The 25387-nt window shown below is 27.9% G+C and carries 28 protein-coding genes and 1 tRNA gene; 4 read left to right on the forward strand and 25 right to left on the reverse strand.

What is annotated here, in order from left to right; all coding sequences use genetic code 11:
• Nucleotides 1-122 precede the first annotated feature (122 nt).
• Entirely contained in the window at nt 123-1355 is a 1233-nt protein-coding gene (locus ACYUEX_RS08650) for an aminopeptidase (protein WP_460287643.1), read from the forward strand.
• Nucleotides 1356-1419: 64 nt separating this feature from the next.
• On the opposite strand, the gene ACYUEX_RS08655 is transcribed toward ACYUEX_RS08650, so the two are convergent.
• From ACYUEX_RS08655 to ACYUEX_RS08710, 12 genes are all read right to left on the reverse strand, one after another.
• A complete protein-coding gene (locus tag ACYUEX_RS08655; protein ID WP_460287644.1) occupies nt 1420-1884 on the reverse strand; it encodes a DUF3284 domain-containing protein in 465 nt (154 codons plus the stop codon).
• Nucleotides 1885-2185: 301 nt separating this feature from the next.
• The gene (locus tag ACYUEX_RS08660; protein ID WP_411168172.1) at nt 2186-2350 is read right to left on the reverse strand and encodes a small, acid-soluble spore protein, alpha/beta type; all 165 of its coding nucleotides are present in this window, start codon (nt 2348-2350) and stop codon (nt 2186-2188) included.
• A 110-nt stretch (nt 2351-2460) separates the two neighbouring features.
• A complete protein-coding gene (locus tag ACYUEX_RS08665; RefSeq protein ID WP_460287646.1) occupies nt 2461-3678 on the reverse strand; it encodes an NADP-dependent isocitrate dehydrogenase in 1218 nt (405 codons plus the stop codon).
• A gap of 171 nt (nt 3679-3849) precedes the next feature.
• The gene (locus ACYUEX_RS08670) at nt 3850-4890 is read right to left on the reverse strand and encodes a YeiH family protein (protein WP_460287693.1); all 1041 of its coding nucleotides are present in this window, start codon (nt 4888-4890) and stop codon (nt 3850-3852) included.
• Between the two features lie 93 nt (nt 4891-4983).
• The gene (locus tag ACYUEX_RS08675; RefSeq protein WP_460287648.1) at nt 4984-5889 is read right to left on the reverse strand and encodes a LysR substrate-binding domain-containing protein; all 906 of its coding nucleotides are present in this window, start codon (nt 5887-5889) and stop codon (nt 4984-4986) included.
• A gap of 64 nt (nt 5890-5953) precedes the next feature.
• The gene (locus tag ACYUEX_RS08680) at nt 5954-6244 is read right to left on the reverse strand and encodes a hypothetical protein (protein WP_460287651.1); all 291 of its coding nucleotides are present in this window, start codon (nt 6242-6244) and stop codon (nt 5954-5956) included.
• 132 nt (nt 6245-6376) lie between these two features.
• Complete coding sequence (locus ACYUEX_RS08685; RefSeq protein WP_460287653.1) at nt 6377-7807, reverse strand: amino acid permease; 1431 nt, start codon at nt 7805-7807, stop codon at nt 6377-6379.
• Nucleotides 7808-8095: 288 nt separating this feature from the next.
• Nucleotides 8096-9412 carry an NCS2 family permease gene (locus ACYUEX_RS08690; RefSeq protein ID WP_460287654.1) on the reverse strand — a complete coding sequence of 439 codons (1317 nt, stop codon included), beginning with the start codon at nt 9410-9412 and terminating at the stop codon, nt 8096-8098.
• Nucleotides 9413-9726: 314 nt separating this feature from the next.
• Nucleotides 9727-10206: a tRNA (N6-threonylcarbamoyladenosine(37)-N6)-methyltransferase TrmO gene (gene tsaA / locus ACYUEX_RS08695; RefSeq protein WP_460287656.1), complete on the reverse strand. Its 480-nt coding sequence runs from the start codon at nt 10204-10206 to the stop codon at nt 9727-9729.
• A gap of 399 nt (nt 10207-10605) precedes the next feature.
• Complete coding sequence (locus ACYUEX_RS08700) at nt 10606-11949, reverse strand: RICIN domain-containing protein (protein ID WP_460287657.1); 1344 nt, start codon at nt 11947-11949, stop codon at nt 10606-10608.
• Between the two features lie 393 nt (nt 11950-12342).
• On the reverse strand, nt 12343-13341 hold the full coding sequence (locus ACYUEX_RS08705; protein WP_411168181.1) for a GGGtGRT protein: 999 nt from the start codon (nt 13339-13341) through the stop codon (nt 12343-12345).
• A 20-nt stretch (nt 13342-13361) separates the two neighbouring features.
• Entirely contained in the window at nt 13362-14054 is a 693-nt protein-coding gene (locus ACYUEX_RS08710; RefSeq protein ID WP_411168182.1) for an iron-sulfur cluster assembly scaffold protein, read from the reverse strand.
• A 245-nt stretch (nt 14055-14299) separates the two neighbouring features.
• On the opposite strand from ACYUEX_RS08710, the gene ACYUEX_RS08715 reads away from it, so the two are divergent.
• Nucleotides 14300-14382, forward strand: a tRNA-Leu gene (locus ACYUEX_RS08715).
• Between the two features lie 375 nt (nt 14383-14757).
• Here the strand turns inward: ACYUEX_RS08715 and ACYUEX_RS08720 are convergent.
• From ACYUEX_RS08720 to ACYUEX_RS08760, 9 genes are all read right to left on the reverse strand, one after another.
• Nucleotides 14758-15678: a toll/interleukin-1 receptor domain-containing protein gene (locus ACYUEX_RS08720; protein ID WP_460287658.1), complete on the reverse strand. Its 921-nt coding sequence runs from the start codon at nt 15676-15678 to the stop codon at nt 14758-14760.
• Nucleotides 15679-15720: 42 nt separating this feature from the next.
• Entirely contained in the window at nt 15721-16083 is a 363-nt protein-coding gene (locus tag ACYUEX_RS08725; RefSeq protein WP_460287659.1) for a hypothetical protein, read from the reverse strand.
• 144 nt (nt 16084-16227) lie between these two features.
• Nucleotides 16228-16626, reverse strand: a complete 399-nt coding sequence (locus ACYUEX_RS08730; protein WP_460287660.1) for a terminase small subunit — start codon at nt 16624-16626, stop codon at nt 16228-16230.
• On the reverse strand, nt 16619-16846 hold the full coding sequence (locus ACYUEX_RS08735; RefSeq protein WP_460287662.1) for a hypothetical protein: 228 nt from the start codon (nt 16844-16846) through the stop codon (nt 16619-16621). Before ACYUEX_RS08735 ends, ACYUEX_RS08730 begins: the two co-directional genes overlap by 8 nt.
• Nucleotides 16847-16896: 50 nt before the next feature.
• The gene (locus tag ACYUEX_RS08740; RefSeq protein WP_460287663.1) at nt 16897-17586 is read right to left on the reverse strand and encodes a hypothetical protein; all 690 of its coding nucleotides are present in this window, start codon (nt 17584-17586) and stop codon (nt 16897-16899) included.
• 221 nt (nt 17587-17807) lie between these two features.
• The gene (locus tag ACYUEX_RS08745; RefSeq protein WP_460287664.1) at nt 17808-18560 is read right to left on the reverse strand and encodes a hypothetical protein; all 753 of its coding nucleotides are present in this window, start codon (nt 18558-18560) and stop codon (nt 17808-17810) included.
• A gap of 149 nt (nt 18561-18709) precedes the next feature.
• On the reverse strand, nt 18710-19855 hold the full coding sequence (locus ACYUEX_RS08750; RefSeq protein ID WP_460287665.1) for an Ig-like domain-containing protein: 1146 nt from the start codon (nt 19853-19855) through the stop codon (nt 18710-18712).
• A gap of 220 nt (nt 19856-20075) precedes the next feature.
• Nucleotides 20076-20396: a hypothetical protein gene (locus ACYUEX_RS08755; protein ID WP_460287666.1), complete on the reverse strand. Its 321-nt coding sequence runs from the start codon at nt 20394-20396 to the stop codon at nt 20076-20078.
• A gap of 308 nt (nt 20397-20704) precedes the next feature.
• Complete coding sequence (locus tag ACYUEX_RS08760; protein ID WP_460287667.1) at nt 20705-20881, reverse strand: hypothetical protein; 177 nt, start codon at nt 20879-20881, stop codon at nt 20705-20707.
• A 705-nt stretch (nt 20882-21586) separates the two neighbouring features.
• On the opposite strand from ACYUEX_RS08760, the gene ACYUEX_RS08765 reads away from it, so the two are divergent.
• A complete protein-coding gene (locus ACYUEX_RS08765; RefSeq protein WP_460287669.1) occupies nt 21587-21904 on the forward strand; it encodes a hypothetical protein in 318 nt (105 codons plus the stop codon).
• Between the two features lie 134 nt (nt 21905-22038).
• Here the strand turns inward: ACYUEX_RS08765 and ACYUEX_RS08770 are convergent, their stop codons facing one another.
• From ACYUEX_RS08770 to ACYUEX_RS08785, 4 genes are all read right to left on the reverse strand, one after another.
• Nucleotides 22039-22518 (reverse strand): hypothetical protein, encoded by a 480-nt coding sequence (locus ACYUEX_RS08770; RefSeq protein WP_460287670.1) that lies wholly within the window; start codon nt 22516-22518, stop codon nt 22039-22041.
• A 77-nt stretch (nt 22519-22595) separates the two neighbouring features.
• On the reverse strand, nt 22596-23135 hold the full coding sequence (locus ACYUEX_RS08775) for a nitroreductase family protein (RefSeq protein WP_460287671.1): 540 nt from the start codon (nt 23133-23135) through the stop codon (nt 22596-22598).
• A 308-nt stretch (nt 23136-23443) separates the two neighbouring features.
• Nucleotides 23444-23815, reverse strand: coding sequence for an RNA polymerase subunit sigma (locus tag ACYUEX_RS08780; RefSeq protein ID WP_460287672.1), 372 nt, complete (start codon nt 23813-23815; stop codon nt 23444-23446).
• Entirely contained in the window at nt 23787-24176 is a 390-nt protein-coding gene (locus ACYUEX_RS08785) for a hypothetical protein (protein WP_460287673.1), read from the reverse strand. Before ACYUEX_RS08785 ends, ACYUEX_RS08780 begins: the two co-directional genes overlap by 29 nt.
• 665 nt (nt 24177-24841) lie before the next feature.
• On the opposite strand from ACYUEX_RS08785, the gene ACYUEX_RS08790 reads away from it, so the two are divergent.
• Nucleotides 24842-25159, forward strand: a complete 318-nt coding sequence (locus tag ACYUEX_RS08790) for a hypothetical protein (RefSeq protein WP_460287674.1) — start codon at nt 24842-24844, stop codon at nt 25157-25159.
• Nucleotides 25160-25387 lie beyond the last annotated feature (228 nt).

Genomic DNA, 25387 nt, shown 5'->3' on the forward strand with positions numbered 1-25387 from the left:
TCTATTATATTAATAATTATTATTATACACAAGGTAATTTATACCTCTATATTTTTAACTAGACTATTTTACTAAATTATGTAAGAATAAATAGTATAAAATTAAAAAACTGAGGTGATTTCATGGATATGAAAAATATGTTACAAAAATATGCAATGTTAGCTGTAAAAAAAGGTGTTAACTTGCAAAAAGATCAGGTTTTACTTGTCAACTCACTAGTTGAATGCTCAGACTTTGCTAGAGCAATTGCTGAAGTTGCATACAAAGAAGGTGCAAAAGAGGTTATAGTTCATTATGCTGATCAAAAACTGCAAAGACTTAAGCTTGATTATGCTTCTGTTGATACTTTAAAAGAAGTCCCAAACTGGGTATCTGAATCCTATAACTCTTATGCTAGAGAAGGATGTGCTGTTATATCTATTTCAGCTTTTGATCCTGATGCCTACAAAGGAATACCAATGGAAAAAATATCTACATTCCAAAAGCATCGTCAACTAGCGTTAAGAGAATACTACGATTATTCTATGGCAAATAAAATACGTTGGACTGTAGTATCTGCTCCTACTGAAGCTTGGGCATTAAAAGTATTTAATGATTCTAACTCTGAAGAAGCTATAGCTAAGCTTTGGGATGTTATATTTAATGTTGTTAGATTAGATAAAGAGGATCCAATTAAAGCTTGGGATGAACATAATAGCAATATAGACAAAAACTTAGAATTTTTAAATTCTAACAAGTTTGAAAAGCTTCGCTTTAGAAACTCTAAGGGTACCGATTTAACTATAGAACTTCCTAAAGAACACATTTGGCTTGGCGGTTCAGAAAAATGTTCTTCTGGAATAGATTTTAATGCTAATATGCCAACTGAAGAAGTTTATACATTACCTAAAAAAGATGGAGTTAATGGTACTGTAGTGTCATCAAAACCTTTAAGTTATGGGGGAAACCTAATAAATAACTTCTCTCTTACTTTTAAAGATGGTAAAGTTGTTGACTTTACTGCTGAAGAAGGATTTGAATCTTTAAAAGAATTATTATCTAGTGATGAAGGAGCAAGTTATTTAGGCGAAGTTGCTTTAGTTCCATTTGATTCTCCTATTTCAAACTCTAACTTAATTTTTTACAATACCTTATTTGATGAAAATGCTGCTTGTCATTTAGCCTTTGGTAAAGCTTATCCAACTTGTATAGTTAATGGAGAAGATTTAAGCACAGAGGATTTATCTAAAAAAGGAGCTAACGACTCTATAATCCATGTAGACTTTATGGTTGGTACAGATGATTTAGATATATTAGGATATACTTGTGATAATACTGAAATTAAAATATTTACTTCTGGAAATTGGGCATTTTAATTTTACTAATATTTTAACTCTTTAACAAAAAAGCTTCAGTCAAAATTTTGACCGAAGCTTTTTTTTATTCTTCTTCACCTTTGGAAATATTATTTCTTCTGTTTCTTCTTTCAATTTCCTCTTCTAATGCCTCTTTTATACCTTCCATCTTAGCTTTTATCTTCTTTCTTGCAGTAATTTTTTGAAAGAACAAAGCTACAGCAGATGAAAATGCGTATATTTCTTGCTTTTCATTTAAAACTATCTCTGTAGAATCTAAGTCTATTTCATTAAATATATACTTTGAAACATACTTATCATTATTTATTGTATTTGTTACTTCATATAATTTATTTTTTTCATACCCAGTTATACTAGTTACCATTTCGATCTTTTGTTTTCCTACATTTTTTATAACTTTCTTATAACTCACTTCTGTAGGATTTTTATCATTAAATTTAGGCATTTGCTTTTTGTTTAAATCTATAAATACTTTGAATACCCTTTCTATAGGTTTATTAACTACAATACTTCTAGTGTAATCACTCATTTGAATCCCCCTCTTTATACCTTATATTAATAATATTATTACATTTTTTCTAATAAATTTCTATAAGAAAGTGGAAATATATAAGTTTACTTATTCCGTCTCTTCGCTCCAAGTCAACGTAAACTTATATATTTTCACTCGAAAACTGAAGAGAAGAAAGGAAAGCATAAAACAAATCTACTTTTTCACATTGAATTACTAAAATCCTTATATAGTTACATTTTCAAAACTTTAAATTTTTATACTTTACTAATTATAAAAAAATAAAAGGATATTCTCCTTTTATTTTTCTATAGAAATTTTAATGTTTATCTTCAGATCTTGGCTTATTTTTTCCAAGCTTTCTAGATTCCTTAGAGTACCCAACTTCATCAGCTACTTCTACTTGCATTTTCTTTAATTCTGTCCTAGTTTTTTGCCCTGACTTCTTATTTTTCTTTGAATTTTTATTATTCTTATGTGCCATATAAAAACACCTCCTTGTCTTAAATATATTTTAAGCCAATTAACTGTTTTTATTCTAAGCAATATTTTAAAATTCAAGTTAATAATACTAGTATATTTTATTATTACAATTTAATTATTTTTATAAAATTTTTCTAATCTTTTTCTTATTTCTTTTATAAAATCATAAGAATTTGTAACTGTTATATTTTCTATGTTTGAAAGAATAGCTAAATCCTTTGTCATATATCCCTCATTAATAGTTTGCAGAGAAGCTTTTTCTAAATTATTTGCAAATTGAACTAATTCATCTATATTATCAAGTTCTCCTCTTTTCCTTAAAGCACCTGACCAAGCAAATATAGTTGCTATGGAGTTAGTAGAAGTTTCTTTGCCTTCTAGGTGATTATAATAATGTCTTTGCACAGTTCCATGTGCTGCTTCATATTCATAATAACCCTCTGGTGAAACTAATACTGATGTCATCATTGCAAGAGATCCAAAGGCTGTAGCAATCATATCACTCATTACATCACCATCATAATTCTTACATGCCCATATATACCCACCATTTGATTTAATGACCCTCGCTACTGCATCATCAATTAATGTATAAAAATACTCTATATTTAGCTCTTTAAATCTATATTTATATTCCTTATTAAATACTTCTTCAAAAATATCCTTAAAGGTGTGATCATACTTTTTAGAAATAGTATCTTTTGAAGAAAACCATAAATCTTGCTTTGTATCTATTGCAAAGTTAAAGCAACTTCTTGCAAAGCTTTCTATAGATTTATTTAAGTTATGCATTCCAAGAACTACTCCATCTCCATTAAAATTATGAACAAGTTCTCTTTTTTCCTCTCCATTTTCATTAGTATAAACTAACTCAACTTTTCCTTTGCCTTCTATTTTCATTTCGACATCTTTATAAACATCTCCATAAGCATGTCTTGCAATTGTAATAGGCTCTTTCCATGTGCTTACATAAGGTTTAATAGAGTCTACTATTATAGGTGCTCTAAATACTGTTCCATCCAAGAGAGCTCTTATAGTTCCATTTGGACTTTTCCACATTTCCTTTAAGTTATATTCTTTAACTCTTTCTGCATTTGCTGTAATAGTTGCACACTTTACTCCAACACCATATTTTTTTATTGCTTCTGCAGCTTCTACTGTAACACTATCATTAGTATTATTTCTATATTCTAATCCTAAATCGTAATATTCTGATTTTAAATCTATAAATGGAGTTAAAAGTTCCTTCTTAATCATGCCCCATAGAACTCTTGTCATTTCATCTCCATCCATTTCAACTAATGGTGTTTTCATCTTTATTTTATTCATTTTTAGCCCCCCAAGTGTATAATTTAAAAGTAATTATACATTATAACCTTCTATTTTACAATTATATTTAAATATATAAAACTAATATAGTTCATAGTGCAATAAAGGTATAGCAAAAATTGCCATACCTTTATAATCTTATTTTTTACTTAATAGTATTTATATATAGTTTTAGAATAAGAATGAAATAAGAGTTACAGCGAAAATTACTTGGCAAACCCCTACAGTACCTCCATAAAGCATTGCCTTTGGTCCTTCTTTTACTAAATCATTTATTTTCACTCTCATTCCTATACCTGCAAGGGCTATTATTTCAAAGTTACTACTAATCCATTTAAAGCTAACGGATATAAATTCAGGTACTAGCCCTATAGTATATAATATACAAATTATAAAGAATCCATTAATAAACCATGGAATATTTATTCTTTTCTTTTTATTTGATTTATTTTTAATTTTTTCTTCATTCTCACTTATTCTATCATTATTTTCTTGATTATTATTTTCTTTAGAAAAATCTATTTTTTCATAAACTAAAACAACTGCAACTAATAATATTATTCTTATTATTTTAAAAACAGTTGCTAATTTTACAACATCATCTGAAATAAATTTTGCAGAACCTATTACTTGTCCAACTGATTGCAGAATTCCTCCTATTAAAGCTGATGTGTGCAGTGCTTCATTATTATATAAAAAAGCTGTTAAAAAAGGCAATGAAATCATCATTATAGTTCCTATTACATTTACTATAGTTATTGCTATTACCTTATCAGACTCATCTGCATCAATAACAGGAGCTGTTGCACCTATAGCCGATGATCCACAAACAGCATTTCCTGATGCCATAAGTAAACAATACTTTCTATTAAATTTAAGTTTTCTCCCTATCCAATATGCTGCTGTAATTGTTAATGTCATTTGTATTATTATGAATATAAGTCCATTAAATCCAAGCTTTAATATTTCACTTAAGTTTAAATTGGCCCCCATAAGTACTATAGAATAGTTTAAAAGATCTTTTTCTGCAAACTTAGTTCCACTATCATATTTATTTCCTTTAAATATAGTATTTCCAACTAATATTCCAATAAATATGGCAAAAGTTGCAGCTCCTACTGTAGAGAATTTTTTACCTAACGCCTGAGAAATAATACCTATAACTAGACAAATTATTAATCCTGGCAATATACCTTTTACTTTTTTCACTATATGTTCACTCCTAAATATATAAATTAAATCATTTGTTTTCTAGACTAATTATAAATATTATTAATTAAAAGTTAAACTATTATTATTTTATTATTATGATAAGTAATTACTTATATATGAATATTTCTTCTTAGCGTAATCTATAAATATTCTCATATTATTTGAAATAAATTTATCCTTATGCATTATAAAATATAAATCTCTCTCAATTTTTCCTTCCTCTAATCTGAAGTAAAATAGTTTTCCAAGGTTTAAATTATCCTCTATTGCCCTATAAGATATGCATCCCACACCTAAGTTAGCTTCAACAGTTCTTTTTATTGCTTCTGTATTTCCTAGCTCTAAAAAGGTATTAAAGTTTATTTTATTCTTTTTTAAAAACATCTCTGTATGCTCTCTTGTTCCACTACCCTCTTCTCTCATTATAAGCTTTTCCCTTTCTAAGGTTTTAGCTGAAACAACATTAAAATCTTTAAGTTTATTTTCATCACCACAAATAAATACTAATTCATCCTTCCAAGCAACTTCCTTATGTATTTCATCAGAGTGGACTTCTCCCTCTACATAGGCAAAATCTATTTTATTCTCAAGTATTAGCTTTTCAATGTTTTTTGTATTTTCAATTATAAGTGATATTTCTATATCTTTAAATTTACTTGAAAAATCTTTAATTATATCTGGTAATATATAAATTCCTATAGTTGTACTTGCTCCAATTATTATTTTCCCCTTTTTATTATCTGCAAAATCCCTAATACTTTTTACACTTTCATCATATAAATTAAGTATTCTTCTAGTATAATTTAGAAACACTTCTCCTTCATGTGTTAAAAATAACTTCTTTCCTATTCTATCAAACAGCTTTACACCCAGCTCTGCTTCTAATTCATTTATGCTCTGACTTATAGAAGGCTGACTTATATACATTTCCTTTGCAACCCTTGTCATATTTAAGTATATAGCAGTTTCATAAAATATCTTAAGCTTCCTAAAATTCACAATATCCTCCCCTTATTATATAATAGAAGAACTCAGCAAATGCTGAGTTCTACAATATTATTTATTATTTATTATTTACATCTTCATATTCTACATCAATTACTTCTCCAACAGAATCGTCAACTTTAGTTGAATAGTCATTACTAAAATTTGTTTGAGCTCCTGAATTGTAACTAGTACTTGATGAGCTTTTACCTTTTTTATTATTGATATATCCTTTTATTTTAAAGAAAATATATAAACCTAATATAATAGGTAGCACCCAAACTAAAAGTTGCACAGCTAAAACTGTTATTACTCCTACTACTAAAACTGTACTAACTATGTATAATCCTGTCTTCAATCCATTACTCATAATAAATCTACCTCTTTTATTTAATATTGTTATTTTTCACTACATTAAAACTATTATACCATAGCAAAAAATCATTTTCAACAAGAGATAAAATTTATTTCTTTAAAAGGTTTATTATAACTCTTAATGTTATTAAGATGTAGTTTTATCTTTTCTTGCAATCTTTGGTAGTATTAACCCTAATCCTAATAATACAAATGGTGTTATTACATTAAGTGATATTCTAAACCACCAATCCTTTGAGTATAGTTCTACTCCAGTTGGGAACATACCCATTATACAAGCAAAAGCTGTAAAGAAGAAGCACCATATACCAAAGCCTAGTGCAATTTTATTATTCTTTACAAATTTATAGTCTGACTTAAACTTATCTGAATACTTCTTAAGCATAATAAATGCTAAGAATACCCATAAGTATCTTAATGGCATAACTACTGAATTAAGCTTTAGTAACCAATCAAATAATGAATTCATATCTCCAATTCCTAAAGCTGGAACTATTATTAATATACCAACTAATATAGCTGTCATTATATATCCATTAATTGGAGCACCGTGCTTATTCGTTTTAGTTAAACTTCTTGGTATATAATTTTCATCAGCATCTGCAATTAAAACTTTAAGCGGAGCATCTATTGAAAATACCAACGCTGAAATTTGAGCTAACATATTTGCAATAGCATATATTATTAATAAGAAATTACCTACACCGTAATATTCCCCTAACTTTTGAAATGCATAGTATTGTCCATTCATCATTAAGTCCTTTGGAATATTATTTGCATCAAACATCATTGACATAGCTATTGATCCAAGTAAAGCTGAAACTGCAACCATACCAGCTAATACAATCATTCCTTTTGGGAATTCCTTGCTTGGATTTTTCATGTTATTTACATATGGAGAGATTTTTTCTGCTCCACCAACTGCAAATACTAACATTGATAATGTTGTAAAATATGCAAAATTAAATTGTGGCATCATTGATTTAATAGTTATATTAGTAGTAGCAGGTTCTATACCTCTTATTGCAGGTGCTGCTACCATTAGTAATATATACAACATAGACATTACGAAAACTGAAGTACCTGCAATTGTTCCAATTTTCTTTAGTGATGTAACTCCTCTAGAAGCTATCCATAGGAATACTAAGAATACTGCTAATGTTAAGCCTTGTGCTACAAGTGTATTCATTCCTTTTATAAGAGTTCCATCTTGTTTTACAGCCCAACCAAGAGCTATTAAAACAGACTGAGGTTTTTGAGCTAAATAAGGCACATGCACAACCCAATAAGTCCAACCTGCAAAATATGCAAGAGTTGGTCCCATAGTTTGTTTAATCCATGTACTTACTCCACCTTTTCCATCTTTAAAGGTTGAGCCTAACTCTCCTACCATTAAAGCATAAGGTACAAAATATAAAGCGATTATTAATACCCATGATACAACTACGGTTAAGCCTTGTGTTGCAAAATTGTTAACTACGTTACCAAATCCCCAAACAGATACAAAGGCCATTAACGCAAGGTTATACCACCTAATTTTTTTAGCGTCTTCTCCCATAACGTGCCTCCTCAATTGTTAAATTATAAAAAATTAATTCCTAATAATTTTATCAATCTCAATATCTTCTCACAATATTAAAATTTTTATACTAAATATAAATTTATTATTTTGATATTTTTTTAACACTTTATTGATAATATTTCATTTTATAATGATTATTTATATTATATTCTTATAATATAGCAAAAATTCTTATGATATTACAAATTCCCTCATTTTTATTTATAATATTAAAAAGCTTAAGAATATTTAATAAATTATTCCTAAGCTTTTATGCTTACAGATTTATATTATAAACTTTAAAACAAATACTACTCCAACTATCACTGTTGGTATAGTTATATCTTTATATTTACCTGTAAATAATTTAATTAATATGTATGAAACAACTCCGAATACTATTCCATCAGAAATACTATAAGCTAATGGCATCATTATTATGGTTAAGAAAGCTGGAAGAGCTTCTGTCCAATCCTCTAAATCTATTTCCTTTATAGGTTCTAACATAAATAAACCTACTAAAACTAAAGCAGAACATGTTACAGCTGGAGTTATTACTCCAAATAAAGGAGCAAAGAATAAAGCAAAGGCAAACATAATAGCTGTTGATACTGCAGTTAAACCTGTTCTACCACCTTCTGCAACTCCTGATGCACTTTCAACAAAAGTACTTACAGTACTAGTTCCAAGACAAGCTCCAATTGTTGTTCCTATTGCATCTGCAAATAAAGCTTTCTTAATGTTTGGAACCTTACCTTCACTATCTAACATTTTAGCCTTTGTAGTAACTCCAACTAAAGTTCCTATAGTATCAAACATATCCATAAATAATAATGTAAATAATACTATTGCCATATCTACTGAAAATATATTATGCCATTCAAATTTCATAAATACAGAACTTATTGATGGTGGAGCACTTAAAACAGCTTCTGGAAGATGTGTTATTCCCATAGGAATACCTATTATAGCTGTTACTATCATCCCTATAAATAAAGCACCCTTTATTTTTCTAGCCATTAATATACCTGTTATAACTATTCCTATAATAGCAAGTAATGCTGGTCCATGTGTTATATCACCAAGAGAAATTAAAACCCCTTCTCCTTTAACCACAACTCCTGCTCCCTCTAAACCAATAAGAGCAATAAATAGACCTATACCTACTGAAATTGCCTTCTTTATATTGTCAGGAATTGAATCCACAATTGCTTCACGAACATTAAATAAAGTTAGTAGAATAAATATTATACCTTCTAAAAAAACTGCTGTTAATGCAAATTGAAATGAATATCCCATCTGTACTACTATTGTAAAAGCAAAAAAAGCATTTAAACCCATTCCAGGTGCTTGAGCAAAAGGAAGGTTAGCATATAATCCTGTTATTAATGTAGCAATAACTGCTGAGACTGCTGTTGCTGTAAATACCGCTCCACTATCCATTCCTGCAGCAGAAAGTATTGAGGGGTTAACTATTAATATATAAGCCATTGTCATAAATGTAGTAACACCTGCTAAAAGCTCTGTTTTAACATTTGTTCCTTTTTCAGTTAATCCAAAATAATTATCTAATAATTTATTTGTTTTTGATGTTTCCTTCATCTTATCCCTCTTTCGTCTTATTTTATAATTCCCTGAACTATAATACAACATTTTTCTATAAATGCCAAGTATATATGCGAATATTTTTTTATTTTTTTAAATTATTTTTTGTGATAATATTTACACAACTTTATTTTTTGAGTAATTATAGACTTATAATTCGGGAAATTTACAATGGAATATTAATGATTTAGATAATAGAAAATTGATATTCTTACAATGATATTTAAACATCAAAAGATAATTTAATGTGCTAAAAAGCCTTGTGCCTAGATTATTTTCTAAGCACAAGGCTAATATAAACTTTATTTAAATCAATCATCTGAAAGCCTTGTTGCAACATTTTGTATACTTTTTTCTAACCATCCTATTCTAATGTCTGACTTAGGTACATCAAATCCTGGAACAAAAGGCTTTATATCAATTACAGGTGTACCATCTAATACATCAATATTCTTCAAAAAAATATTATTTTCATTAATTTGATCAATTTCAACAATAGAAATTCCAATATGATTCGGCCTAACTGGAGTTCTAGTTGCAAAAACTCCATGAGTATTATCATCTAAAAATGGCTTTACAGTAAGTTTAACTTGTTCTGCTTTATGAAAACTATAAATAATTATTATATGTGAAAATTCATCTAAATCTTTTAGTCCTTCTAAATACTTAGAGTCTACTTCTATTCTACCCTTATCAGCATTATCACCAGTAGGTTGAATAGGCATGCTTTTTATATCCTTAAATTTACTGTGAATAATTCCTATAGGTTTTAAAATAATATCCTCTGCCAAAATAAATACCTCCGTTAAACATTTTTTATACCATTTTAATTATTATAACATAATTATTTAGTACTATTATTTCTATAGTTCATCATTTTCTTGTACATTTTTCTCTTTTTCTTTTCAACTTTAGTGCTTGTCACTATTTTTATAATAGCATCGTTATTTTCTCTAATAAATAGACACACTATATTATTTATACCAACAACGATGTTTTAATAACTATTACTCTACTAATAATTCATACTTTTAGAATTCTGATATAATATACTAACTACTTTAATAAAAAATCTCATGCACATATTATAAAAATCATGCATGAGACTTACACTTTTAAAACTTTATAAAAACATCATTTCAACCTTAGTCATAACTAATTAACAAAATGATAATAATTAAATTTCATTTTTACTCAGCCCTCTTAATATTCCAAAATTGATTTGCTGTGTTGTTATCTGAATATTGAATTAAGATAGTGCTATTGGAAGTTGAACTTCCAGGAACATCAATTATTTTGCTACTCTTCTTATTTATAAACTTATATACTCCGCCTTCCATATCTTCAATTTTCCAAAGTTGATTGTCAGCACCAGTATCTGTACATTGAGATAGTTTTGCATTATTATCTAGAGAATCATTAGTAACACATACAACCTTTCCAGTTAATCTACTTACAATTTTGTAATAACCATCTTCTGTACTAACAAATTTCCATTGTTGATTTAATTTATTATTAGGTGAATATTGAATTATATCTGCACCATCTGCATATGATTCACCTCTTACGTCCATTACTTTCTCACTAAAAATATTTTTTATAATATAATAGGCATTACTATCAAAAGGTGTTTCTGGGGCGCCATATTTAATAGTCCAACTTGATACTGTACTTTTATTTGAGAAGTCTCTTCCTTGAATAACTACCTTATCATTGTAAATATTAAAGAGAAGACCTTGACTTTGTTTTATAGTACCATCATTAATCATTTTAAATGATGACGATGGGAAAAAATTCATACTTGATGTTACAGGAGCATGAGTATGACCAGTAACAAGAATACTTTGAGGATATTTACTTAAAATACTTCTAAGTTGCTGATCTTGTACAACTCCATCAGGATATGACTTATTATATCCTTGTTCTGGATAGGTATCAGATACTGTTTTAACCAAAGCTTGATGTATAAAAATAAAAATTGGTTTATCTGAACTAGCATCCTCACTAAGCTTTGTATCCAACCAGTTTAATTGAGTATCTGAAAGTGTTGCCTGATCTTTAAGATCTTGATCTGAGGCTAAAAAGATAAAATGATACCCATTAATCCATTGATCATAATACATACCTGGCATATTTGTTTTTGATAAAAATCTATTTTTTCCCTCATTATATCCTCCTGATAACCATCTAAGATCATGATTACCAGTTACATAATATGGTGAAAGTGTACTGTTTGCTATATTTGTATTTACAGTGGATATTAATGAATTGTATTGAGAATCACTTCCCGATTCTGTTAAATCCCCATTAAATATTATTGCACTACAATTATTATTTTTTGCATCGGTAATAGCATTTTTTAAATTATCTAAGTAACCATGAATGTCGGAAACTACCATGAAATTTGCTATCGGAGTATCCGTAATAGTTTCAGCCTTTACTAAATTGTTATTTATACCTGTTAAAGAAATAGGATTAAAAATTAAGAATACCGTTATTATTAAGAACACTAAAATTTGCATAAGTTTATTCATATCTAAACCTCCAATTAATTATTTATTTAGTTTTTACAAGAAAACCTCATTCCTTAAATGTATACTAAAAAACAATATAATTATGAGTCTATATTATGCTTTTTAAATAATATTATAATACTTATGTAAACTATACTATTATATTACTGCTTTATATTTAGAAATATACCCCACCTAACTTACTAATTCTCCCGCTTCATATTCTTTTAAATCTTTAGATCACTCTCTTTACAAAACCAGCTATAAATTCTTCGAACCCATCTTCAAAAGTATTAAAATTATTTCTTCTAATAGTTAATCTTTTTTTCATTAATACTCCTTTCTAGGCATAAAAAAAGTACACGTTATGTCAAATTTAACATAACGTGTACTATATTTTTAAAGTCTTACTTACTATTTCATTGATTCTTCTATAGCAACTGCTACAGCAACAGTAGCTCCAACCATTGGGTTGTTACCCATTCCGATAAGACCCATCATTTCAACGTGAGCTGGAACTGATGAAGATCCTGCGAATTGTGCATCTGAGTGCATTCTTCCCATAGTATCTGTCATACCGTATGAAGCTGGACCTGCAGCCATGTTATCTGGGTGAAGAGTTCTTCCTGTACCACCACCTGATGCTACTGAGAAGTATTTCTTGCCCATTTCAACACATTCTTTTTTGTATGTTCCTGCAACTGGATGTTGGAATCTAGTTGGGTTAGTTGAGTTACCAGTAATTGATACGTCAACTCCTTCGTGATGCATTATAGCAACACCTTCTCTAACGTCATTTGCTCCATAGCATTTAACCTTAGCTCTTGGTCCCTTTGAGTATGGAACTTCTCTAACTATTTCTAATTTACCTGTGTAGAAATCAAAGTTAGTTTCAACATAAGTAAATCCATTTATTCTTGATATGATGTATGCAGCATCTTTACCTAAACCATTTAATATAACTCTTAATGGTTCTTGTCTTACTTTGTTAGCTTTTTCTGCTATCTTTATAGCACCTTCTGCTGCAGCAAAGCTTTCGTGTCCTGCTAAGAAAGCAAAACATTTAGTTTCTTCTCTTAAAAGCATAGCTCCTAAGTTACCATGGCCTAAACCAACTTTTCTATCATCTGCAACTGATCCTGGGATACAGAAAGCTTGTAAGCCTTCTCCAATAGCCTCAGCAGCTTCAGCAGCCTTTGTGCAACCTTTCTTTATAGCTATTGCAGCTCCTAAAGTGTAAGCCCACATAGCATTTTCAAAAGCGATTGGTTGAGTTGATTTTACGATATCGTAAACATCTATACCCTTTTCATCGCAAACAGTTTTTGCATCTTCTATTTTAGTCATTCCGTATTTTTCTAATACTGGAGTGATTTGATTAATTCTTCTTTCATAACTTTCAAATAATGGCATAATACTTTTCCCCCTTCAAACTATTCGTGTCTTGGATCAATAGTTCTAACTGCTTCGTCAAATCTGCCGTATTGGCCTGTTGCCTTTTCCATAGCTTCGTTAGCATCCATTCCCTTAGCAACCATTTCCATCATCTTTCCTAAGTGAACGAATCTATATCCAATAATTTCATTGTTCTCATCTAAAGCGATTTTAGTTACATAACCTTCTGCCATTTCTAGATATCTTGATCCCTTTGCAACTGTTCCGTACATAGTACCAACTTGTGATCTAAGACCTTTTCCTAAGTCTTCAAGTCCAGCTCCTATAGGTAGTCCACCTTCTGAGAAAGCAGTTTGGCTTCTTCCATAAACTATTTGAAGGAACAATTCTCTCATAGCTGTGTTTATAGCATCACAAACTAAGTCTGTATTTAATGCTTCTAATATAGTTTTTCCTGGTAAGATTTCTGACGCCATAGCAGCTGAGTGAGTCATACCTGAACATCCGATAGTTTCAACTAATGCTTCTTCGATTACCCCATCTTTAACATTTAAAGTTAATTTACAAGCTCCTTGTTGAGGTGCACACCAACCCACACCGTGAGTTAATCCTGAAATGTCTTTAACCTCTTTAGCTTGTACCCATCTTCCTTCAACAGGAATTGGCGCAGACCCATGATTTGGTCCCTTAGCAACAACGCACATTTCTTCAACTTCTCTTGAATACATCATATTATATCTCCTCCCTAATTATAGATTGCTATAGTCTTATTAGGTTTATGAACACCTTTTTAATATATGTAGACTACAAGTAATCGGGACAAATCTATACCCACTGGGATAAATTTATCCTATATCTATAATAACAGATGAATATAACTCTAACAATATAATCTTATAAAAAAATGTCTTTTATGGTATAAAATTTTACTTCTTGCTATTTTAATCCACATCTGATATAATAATTTTTGCAGTCAGTCGGCATGGCGGAACTGGCAGACGCACATGACTCAAAATCATGCGGGAAACCGTGTGGGTTCGATTCCCACTGCCGGCACCAATATTTAAAAGAAATGATCTTATCAGTAGGTTTAAACACCTTTTGATAAGGTCATTTTTCTTTTTCCCACTTCTTTTCCCACTATAAAATTAAAAAAGATACTAAACAATAGTATCTTTTTTAAATATTATTTATCATTTATTTTTCTAGTGGCAACAAACTGACTTGTCATTATACTTCCAGTTTCTTTATCACAATAAGGACATATTACTTCTTCTCGTTCCTGCATCCTGGATATAAATAGCCATGTATGACAATATCAAATTTTTCACAGCAATACTTACACTCTTCTATGCTTTTCCCCATAAAGTCCTCCATCGCAAATAATTTAAAATATTATTCTAAACTATAGTTAAGAGTTTCCTCATATAGCAATTAATCTTTTTTTACTGTAAATAAGATAGTACTATTAACTTCACTTGTATCAGGTTCAAATTCATAATAAGCTTTTTTTATTTTTTTTATATCTTCTTTGTCTAAATACTTGAAAAATCCAATAGACTCAAAATTATCACCAAATAAAGAAAGACCTTGTATTAATTTATAAATATCTTTTCTTTTCTTTAATGAATATCCACACTTGTTTGTGCATTGATAATATAATATAGCATTTTTTAACTCAACCAGTGCTTCTTTATGAGGATTAGTATTATATTTATAAATATCTATTACTTCCTCATATTTCTCTTTTGTAACCTCTTTAAATATTTCATGTATTGCTCTTATTATTATTTTAGTATCCAATGCCAACTCTTCATGTTTCTTAGTCTTTGTTTGATCAGAATACTCAATCAGTTTAGTAATTTCTTTAGCTTCCATTGCTACATTTTCAGCATTTTTATATAATCTTTTTGAAATAGCTAAATTTGTTATTACTTTATGTATATCTGGCCTAACTACTTCTATAATGCTTTTAGCTATATCATCTATTGTTTGGTTAGCACTATTTATAGCTACCTTATCTGTTAAAAACAGACTGAATTCTTCTATATCCTTCTTTGTAACATTGTGCCATATTAGTAATATAACCTTTCTATTATTTATTTCTTTACTTAATAAAGATCTTAATTCATAATCTGTCCATCCTTTTTTCATAAAATCTTTACTTATGACTATTAATCCATAATTAGACTTGATTAGCCCTTCGTCAATTTTTTTAGATAAGCTATCTCCAATCTTAAGTTCAGTCTTATCAAACCAAACATTTATTCCATAGTTTTTTAATATTTCAACAAGTGGAATTACAAATTGCTCTTTATCTTCTGACGCATGAGAAATAAATACATCCCATTTCATATTATCCTCTCCCTTTATTACCACATATAATCGATCGCATTTTTATCTGAAAACTTCCATTCCATAATTGCTCATATAATCTTCTATATCGTATAAATTGCTACTTAATGTTTCGTATGCTGTTGGCCTATTTTGTTTTGCAAATGCTTCATATAATCCGTTGTAATATGTCATGTACATATTATTAGCATTTATATATCTTTGTACTTTTGATTTACTATAATAACTAAATTCTTCTTTCATATATATTCTTATTTCTTTTAATACTTCCATAGCTACTTTTTTATTATTGTCATTAAGAAACTCAAATCCTTTTTTAGCCATACTAATATAATAATCTACATTCTCTCTTATCTCATCTATGCTTATTTCTCTTTTATCAAATTCAAGTATATTGTTTTTCATTCTATCAACTCCTTATAATTACAATTCTATAAATAATTATAAAATCCTCTAAAATAAAAAATGATACCCTATTTTAAGGTTCATATAAAAATAGATAACACCTTATTTATTTTTATTTTCGTATAATCATTATTTACTGAAATTCTAATCTTCTAATTCATCTTCTCCAGTAAACACTACTGTTTGATTTACATCTGCTTCAACTTTATCTACAAACAATCTATATCTCTTACCTAATAATTCAGCAGCTTTAGTTCTATCCTGAAGTGATGCATCTAATCCAAATTGGTCTTTTTCTTCTCCCCTCATTACCTTTGTGAGATATTGAAGGACTTCTTCTCCTTTGGCTATTCTTGCATCTTCTATTTTAGCTAGACGTTCTTCTATATATTGTTTTATGCTATCATTTGCTATCAGTCTTGCAGAATTTGCTCTAGCACCTTTCTTATTATATCCAGCCTTTATATAAGCTTCTGTACCATTTCCTAATTCTATATAGTAATCTGTAAATGCCTTTTGTTTAGGTGTTAATACCTTATTCATTATTAGAACCTACCTTCTTATATAAATCTGCTAAATATATTAGCATCTTAACCTTACTATAAAATACTACTCCATTTTTAGGATGGCTCTCATAAAGAATATACTTAGTCATTATTCTACTTTCATATTCTGATAAGAATTGTTCCGTATCTATCTTTAATATGTATCCTTTAATTCTAAATGCTTGTAGTAGTTTATTTATTTTGCTTTGTATATTCATTATTTCACCTTCTTTTATAAAAAAAGTAACTCTAGAGTTACTTTTAAATTCTAATCTATATAAAATTTACTTGCTTTCTTTATATATATATCATTCTTCCTTTCTATTATTTTTTCTATCTTTTTCTTTTCCATTGTGTATTCATCTTGTATACTATTTATCATAAACTTACTCATTTTTATAGATACAACGCTTAATCCCATACTTAGTATTATCATAAATATAGAACTAATAATATTATTTTTATTTAACATATGGTACCCCTCATTATAATAAGCATATATCGTTTCTAACAATATTTTTAAGTACATTATTCCAAATATTAAACTTGCTAAAGTACAAAGAATATATGTAAATATTATAACAAGAGTCATATGTTTATATACTGAATCTATAGTTTTTTTTACTATATTTGAATCATTTGGGAATTTGTTCGAATAGTCTACCACTAAAATTTTATGTAATAATTCTTTTTCATCATTTTCAACTAAATAAAAAACATAACTCGGTATAAAATAATCTTTCTTTTGATAATTTCTTTTTATGTATTTTACTGTATTTATTGTTTTATTTTCATTATATTTATTTATATACTCTACTAATACTTTCTCAAAATATTCGTCAGATAACTTGTAATACTTTTTCTGTTCATTATTAAAATATGATATAAAAAATGCTACTATAGCACTAATTGTTGCAATACATGTACCTAATATTTTTAAATAATCTAAATTCCCCATATTATCCCCCTTCTAATAATTTCGTTTTATTTATACGTAACTTTATATATTAAAAGCCAGTAGAGTTAGTATTAAATAAATATATTGTATAGTGGAAGGTCTTTCACCTACCTTTTCTTTTTATTATTTGTTGTATATTCATGGATCTTTTTTTCTACTGGCTCCTTCAGGCTATTTATATAAATAAAAAAACCCTATTTCTAGGATTCTTTTTAAGTGTATTATTTTTCAAAAATTTTTTCTAAATCACTGCACAATATTTTTATAATTTCTCTATAAATTTGTATAGACTCTCCTACTAAATTAACCTCTAGGGTTATTGTAATTTCATCTAAATCAATATTATCTAGATTTTCAAAATTTATAAAGCCTTCCAATTTCAAGCACTCAGACTTACTTATATTTCCCTTCCTATGTACTAATGCGTTTCTAATTTTACTGAATGCACTTATTGCTCCTATTAAATCTTTATCGATATTTGACTTACTATATCTAACTATAAATTCTATAATTTCTTTTATGTTTTTAGAATACATTATTGAATTAACATTCTTTTCTATGAGTTCTTTCATAATATCTTCTTTCGACTTTTCTCCTAGTAATTCACTACATTTAATTGAATTCTCTTTATTTAAAACAATTTGAGGTTTTTTATAGTGTATATATATTATTATTTCACTTATATTTTTTTCAAATAATTCATATGAATTCATGAAGCATCGCTTTTTTTCATTTTCTAATCCTTCTTCAGTATTAATGTATTCAATTAAATCATTAAAAGTTATTTCAGGCACCTCTTGAAATAAAGGCATTTCTGGTTTCTTATTAAATAGATCAATAAATTGAAGTTGTGTCGATGCAATTGAATATAACTTTGAATTACATAAAAACAGTTTTATTTCTTCATTAAAATCTATATCAGCATTATCTCTTATTATATCACATGCACCTTTTGTATATAATTCTTCAAACATATTAACTCCCCCTTATAACATTACTATTCTACAAATAAATGTAAAATCCTCCGAAAATCACCTAACATTTATTATGCTAAGTGCTTTTCTATAAAGGGGTGAGAATTTATAAATAAAAAAGAACCCTATTTCTAAGGCTCTTCACTCTATTAATTAGAACTTACATATTCTTTGATTTCAAAAGAAGCAATCTTATCTTGTGCTATATATTCCTTTATTTCCTTATACGGACTTCCCTTCTTAGAGAAAGCATATATATTTGATCCTTCTCCTTTAGTTCTTGTTTCATACCATTGTATAAATTTATTTACTTCTTCCATGCTTACATCATATTCCTTAGTACTTCCATTCACTAATGATATACTTAATATTGCATTTCCTGTTTCTTCTGGAACTTGTGGTTTTGTAACATTTACTACACAAGTAGCTGTTAATTCAGTTCCTTCTACTTTTGCCATTATAGTAGCTTGTCCTTCTTTAGCTGCTGTTACATTTCCATTTTCATCTACTGTAGCTATATCATTATTACTTGATGTCCATATAACCTTCTTATTAGTAGCATTGTCTGGTAAAACTGTTGCTGTTAATTTCTCTGAGCTACCTTCTAACAAATTCATAGATGTTTTATCTAAAGATATGCTTGTTGCTTCTATATCTTTAGAAACTTCACCATAAGGCTTAATTTCGCTATTCTCATCTATATCAAAACCTTTTATAAATATGTAATTATATTGACCTGTTTTAGTGCCTTGTATAACTATACTGTGCTCTTTAGATTCTAATCCTGTCTTTTCATAAAGTACTATAGGATTAGCAGCATTTCCCCCCTGGCAAGAGAATGAGCCTTCATCCTTACCATCAATAGTGACATTTACCTTTCCACTTCCACTCCACCATGTATTAGAAATAATCCTTATCTTATCTCCAGTAAAATTAAATTTTACATATGAACTATCATCAGACCAATTACCAAAATACGATTTTGTATTGTCACCATCATAGCGCCATTCTTCCCTTCCATATTCAATATTCTTATTGTTATATTTCACCCTTCCATATTCAATATTCTTATTGTCATATTTCACTCTTGCCCAACCCTTTTCAGGCGATTCTAATTTTGACCCTAATTGTGCACTGTTATTTTCTGTATTATTTAGATTGGAGGTTCCTATCATATAACCTTTACCTGAAGCACTTGTTGATAAAGCTCCCATTCCGATAAAGCTAAGTAGTAATGCTGCAATAACGCATCCTATAATCTTAAATTTCTTTTTAGTAGTTTTAATTATGTCCATTCTATACATCCCCTTATTTATTTTTCGTGTATAATATTATCAAATATCTTATTATTTTTCAATATTTATATTATTTTACATATAATATAATAAAAGACACCTATATTTCTACAAGTGTCTTTTAAATATAAAGGGTATTGAGAATTTATGAGAACTATGAAAATTTAATCATCTTCACAATACTATTATAAATCTTATTTTCTAATAAATTATGCGTCTTTTATGCGTTTTTTATGCTACTAATCCACATATCCCACATAGCTATTTTCTTTATTATTTGTTTTTTTCTTCTATTAACTTGCGATTGGTCCAAGTGCCTTTTCTGCCCTATCTTTATTTCATTTAGCCCTTCTTTGTATTTTAATTCTAATAACTGTTTTAATGAACCTTTAAAATCTCTTATCTTCCAATATATCTCATTATATTCTATTTCAAGGTTATCTAACTGCTCTAGTATATGTTCCCTATCTATACATTTTTGAGTTACTCTCCTTATTTTTAATTCTGCTACCCTCATTACTTCTCTTTCAGCATAGCTCATTCCATCTCCAGATGTTTGTACCCTGTCTTCAAAGCTAGAACTTTTACTCTCTGGTTCTAAATTAATATTACATTCTCTTAGATCTTTATTTATTGTTCTATCCGATTATCTAGTATCTCTAATCTTTGTTTTAATGACCTCTCATGTTCATCTTTTGAATAATATCTATATAATTTTCTTTCTATATCATCAAATAGTTCTTTATCCATTCTATCCCTCCTTAATAATAAAAAAATACCGCATATTCGTTTTTGAATAATACGGTATTCTAAAGTTTATCTTCATAATATATTAAACTTATTTGTTAATCATATACCAGATAAAAATATTGTGCTAATCCATAGATATATCAATGTTATACAACAAACAAATGTATTTTTAATTGTATCTTCTTTTCCATCCCTAACTTTATGCATAATAGATATAATATTATTTACAAAAAGTATTATACATATAATTCCAATAGATAATACTAATAAGATCATTCCCCTCAACCTCCTTATAGCATATTAACTCTATAATTAACAATATAATACAATTATACATAATTATTAATATATACTCCAATAAATTTCAAAAACCGCATTATTCAATTTTCAAAGAACATGTTTTATTATTTAGATCAATAATCCTTTTTATATTTATTAGAAATAAAAAGACCACAAGATAATATTCAGTTTAAACTGATATACTTCCCGCGGTCTCTTATATAAAACCTTCCACTAAAATAGTGGGGTACTAATTTTATTTAATTATTATGTTTATGTTTGCTTTGCATAAAATATCTTTAAAATCTAGTTATATCAACGATTTAAGTGTAGTTACTACATAAATTTATTGAATAACTACTATATACCCCATTCTTCTTCTAGCTGATTAACTATTTTCATCATTTCTCCATCATCTTTTACTATATCTGGATGGTATACCTTTGCTAAAGTTTTATATAGTTTCTTATATTTACTTTTGTCTTCTTCATTGTGGTTACTATGTTTATCTCTCTGATAACTACCATATTAATTATAATTATTAATAAATTTATTTACTTGTCTTTATTATAGTATCTATATAACTTTCCTTCTGTCTTTCTAAATAGTTCTTTATCTATTCACCCCATCCTTAATCTATACCTTTTTGTATATTTAAATATTTATCTAGCCAAAATAACCTTGAATAAGGCGGTTATTATAATGAGAAAATTTATTTCTGTTATTTTAGTTTCTTTATTTTTAAATTTGAATATTGTCAAAGCTCAGCCTAATCCTGCTTCTAATGTATATACTGAAGGAGTATATAAAGTATCTGATTTTAATTTTCCATCTGGACATGAATACATTATCCAAAATGTATCTAATAAAGATCAGGTTTATGTCCAAGTTTTTAATGAAAATTTAATTACTATGCAAACCATCCGTTTCGATCCTTCGTCTAAAAAATATACTCTAATTCCTTTATCACCTGATTATAGAGTTGTAATTATTGGTGCTGGAAATGTGTTTGTTTCTTAAGTAAATTATGTTATATAGAGTGAATTACTTACGTAGCCCACTCATTTATTATTTATAATTGCTAATAAAAAAATACCTTATATTCATTTTGAATAATACGGTATTTTAATTAAATTCCTATTTATATTAACAAATTATCTTTTATTTACAGTCAATCCTAATTCTTTTTTTTGAATTATATAACAAGCTACCTCTCCCTTTTCATCTTTAACAACACCAATAGTAAATTTTGATAAGTCTAATAAACCTTTTAGTATTTGAGGAATTTCTATATTCCATTCAATATTATCTAGATTGTAAGGAAATTCTTCATTTGGACTTTTGGTGTTAAAGTAAATAGCATCATCTATACCATCATTTTTATCTAAAAATATCCATGTTTGAAACTCTCTTTTTACTCCCTTTGTTTGTTCCTCAATTTTATCAAAAATCTTAAAGTAATATAAAATATGATTCTTTCTATGCTTACTACTTGAAGAAGTTATTCCATTCCAATCTAAATGAGTGTGCCATAATTTATACCACGAATTCTCACTTATGTCTATCCTAAAATCTCTTACTTCTCTTTCTACATTTCTATAGTGTTGCTTTAGAACCCTACTTTTATTCTTCACCTAATCTTTACCTCAATAACATTTTTATGAATTATAATTTACTTCATCATTATAGCATATTTTGTAAATGCTTAACTTTATAACCAACTTATAATATTTTCAGAAATGTCTCTTCTATTAGATTTTAGATTACTTCTACTTGAGTAGCCAACAGATATAACGGCCATTAATTGTAACTCATCTGAAGCTCCCAATAATTCTCGTACTTTATCTTCATTTTTTAATATTTCTCCAATCCAACAAGTACCTAACCCTAGTTCATGAGCAGCAAGTAGCATATTTTGTATTGCAGCTCCAATTGATTGAGCATGTTTCAAGTAAATACTTGGAACCTTATCGTCTAGAACTTTAGTATCTAAAAAAACTGCTACCAAGCAAGGGGAAGTCTCTACCCAATTATGGTATACAGTAAGAGACGCTACTTTTTTTATTAGTTCCTTATTATTCATTACTACAGAGAATCTCCATGGTTGCATATTATTACCAGATGGAGCCCAATTAGCTGCAGTTAACATCTGCATGATAGCATCTTTACTAACTTCTTCTGAAGTATATGCTCGGACACTTCTACGATTTAATATACATGGCATCGCTGAATTTATCTTTTCCTTCTCCATTTATACTCCTCCATTAGTTAGTCCTATTTTATGACTTTATTAATGATAATTATATCATAATTTGCGTGATAAAAGATGATTGTCTCCTTAATAATTGTAAAATAATTCTATTTCTCAACACCGCATTATTCAATTTTCAAAGAACATATTCTATATAGAGTGGATTACTTATGTAGCCCACTCATTTATTATTTAAATATAAAAATACCGTATATTCTTTTTTTGAATAATACGGTATTATAATATGTTATTTATTCTCAACTTAATAATGTTCTAATATGACCAGAATTTATCATAAAATCTACACTTTATAAATTTGGATTATTTAATTCAAAAATATCTTCTTCATAAATCCTTCCTAAAAAATATCCATCCATTGCAAATCTAAGTCTTTCAAGATATAAATTATATTTTTTCCTAGGAAAATATTTAATTTTATACAAATCATTTGGGTCAAAGTGATGCGCAATACTTTCTAATATATATCCATAAGTAAAAATAACTTTGTATGAAATTTCATTATCGATCCCATTAGAAATAGATTGCCTACTTAGTTTCACAAGACAAATATAATAATCCCAAAAACTTTCTTTATGAAATTTTGATTCTTCATGAAGAAAATATATAAAACTTCCTTGAATTCCGCTATAATTAGCATTGAGTATTTCTATTGCATCCATTTTTATCTCCTAAATTTCTCTGTATACTATAAATTGGTTCTTGCACAGTATAATTTCCTGAATTACATATACTTATCTCTATAACAATTTCACTATTTTGTGGAAGTAATTTATCCAATAATTCATAAATTTTTTTAGCAGAGGATAGTACATCTCTTGATCTCATATAAATAACATAATGTTGCTCTAAATCATATAGATAATCTATACAATCTAAAGAAATTTCATTTTCAATAACGTCTATTAATTTTTCTTCTATTTCCTCATTTTCTCTAAGGTTTAATTCTTTCTCAAGATTCATTTCATAATAAATACTATCTCTTTCTTTTATAGGATAAAAGTACACCGCAATTATACCCATTATTTTTACCTCCATTAGAAATCTGAACAAATTTACATTTCTATTTTAAGTAAATTATACCATATTTAAATACCTCATTATTCAATTCTCAAAGAACATATTTTATTATTTAGATTAATAAAAATTGCTTATATTAAAAATAAAAAGACCACAGGATATTCTTCAGCCTAAACTGATATACCTCTACAGTCTCTTATATAAAACTATCCACTAAAATAGTGTCGTACTAATTCTATTTAATTATTATGTGTATGTTTGTTTTAGCATAAACCATCTTTAAAAGCTAGTTACATCAACGATTTAAGTGTAGTTACTACATAAATTTATTAGGTAACTACTATATACCCCACTCCCATTTTAGTTGATTAACTATTTTCATCATTTCTCCATCATCTTTTACTATATCGAGATGATATGCCTTTGTTAAGGTTTTATATATCTTCTTATACTTGTCTTTATCTTCCTCATTGTGGTTACTATGTTTACCTCTCTGATAACTACCATATTAATTATAATTATTTACTTATCTTTATTATAATATCTATATAATTTTCCTTCTGTCTTTCTAAATAGTTCTTTATCCATTATATCCCTCCTTAATCTATACCTTTTTGTATATTTAAATGCTTATCTAGCCAAAATAATCTTGAAAGGTGGTTACTATAATGAAAAAATTTATTTCTGTTATTTTAGTTTCTTTGTTTTTAAATTTTAATATTGTTAAGGCTCAGCCTAACCCTGTTTCTAATGTATATACTGAGGGAGTATATAAAGTATCTGATTTTAATCTTCCATCTGGCCATGAATACATTATCCAAAATATATCTAATAAAGATCAGCTTTATGTCCAAGTTTTTAATGAAGACTTAATTACTATGCAAGCCATCCGCTTGGATCCTTCATCTAAAAAATATAATCTACTTCCTTTATCACCTAATTATAGAGTTGTAATTATTGGTGATGGAAAGCTATTTGTTTCTTAAGTAAATCATGTTATATATAGTGGATTACTTATGTAGTCCACTCCTCTATTATTTAAGTATAAAAAATACCGCATATTCATTTTTTTAAAATGTACCCTATAAGATAGACAACTAAAAAATGTCTATTTTATAGGTTTTTTTATGTATAATAAAACATAACGATAGGAGTGGATTAGATGAGTAGCAAGTTATTTACGAAGGAAGAAATAGAATTATTAGCTAATAATA

This window comes from Clostridium sp. CTA-7 (assembly GCF_054768095.1).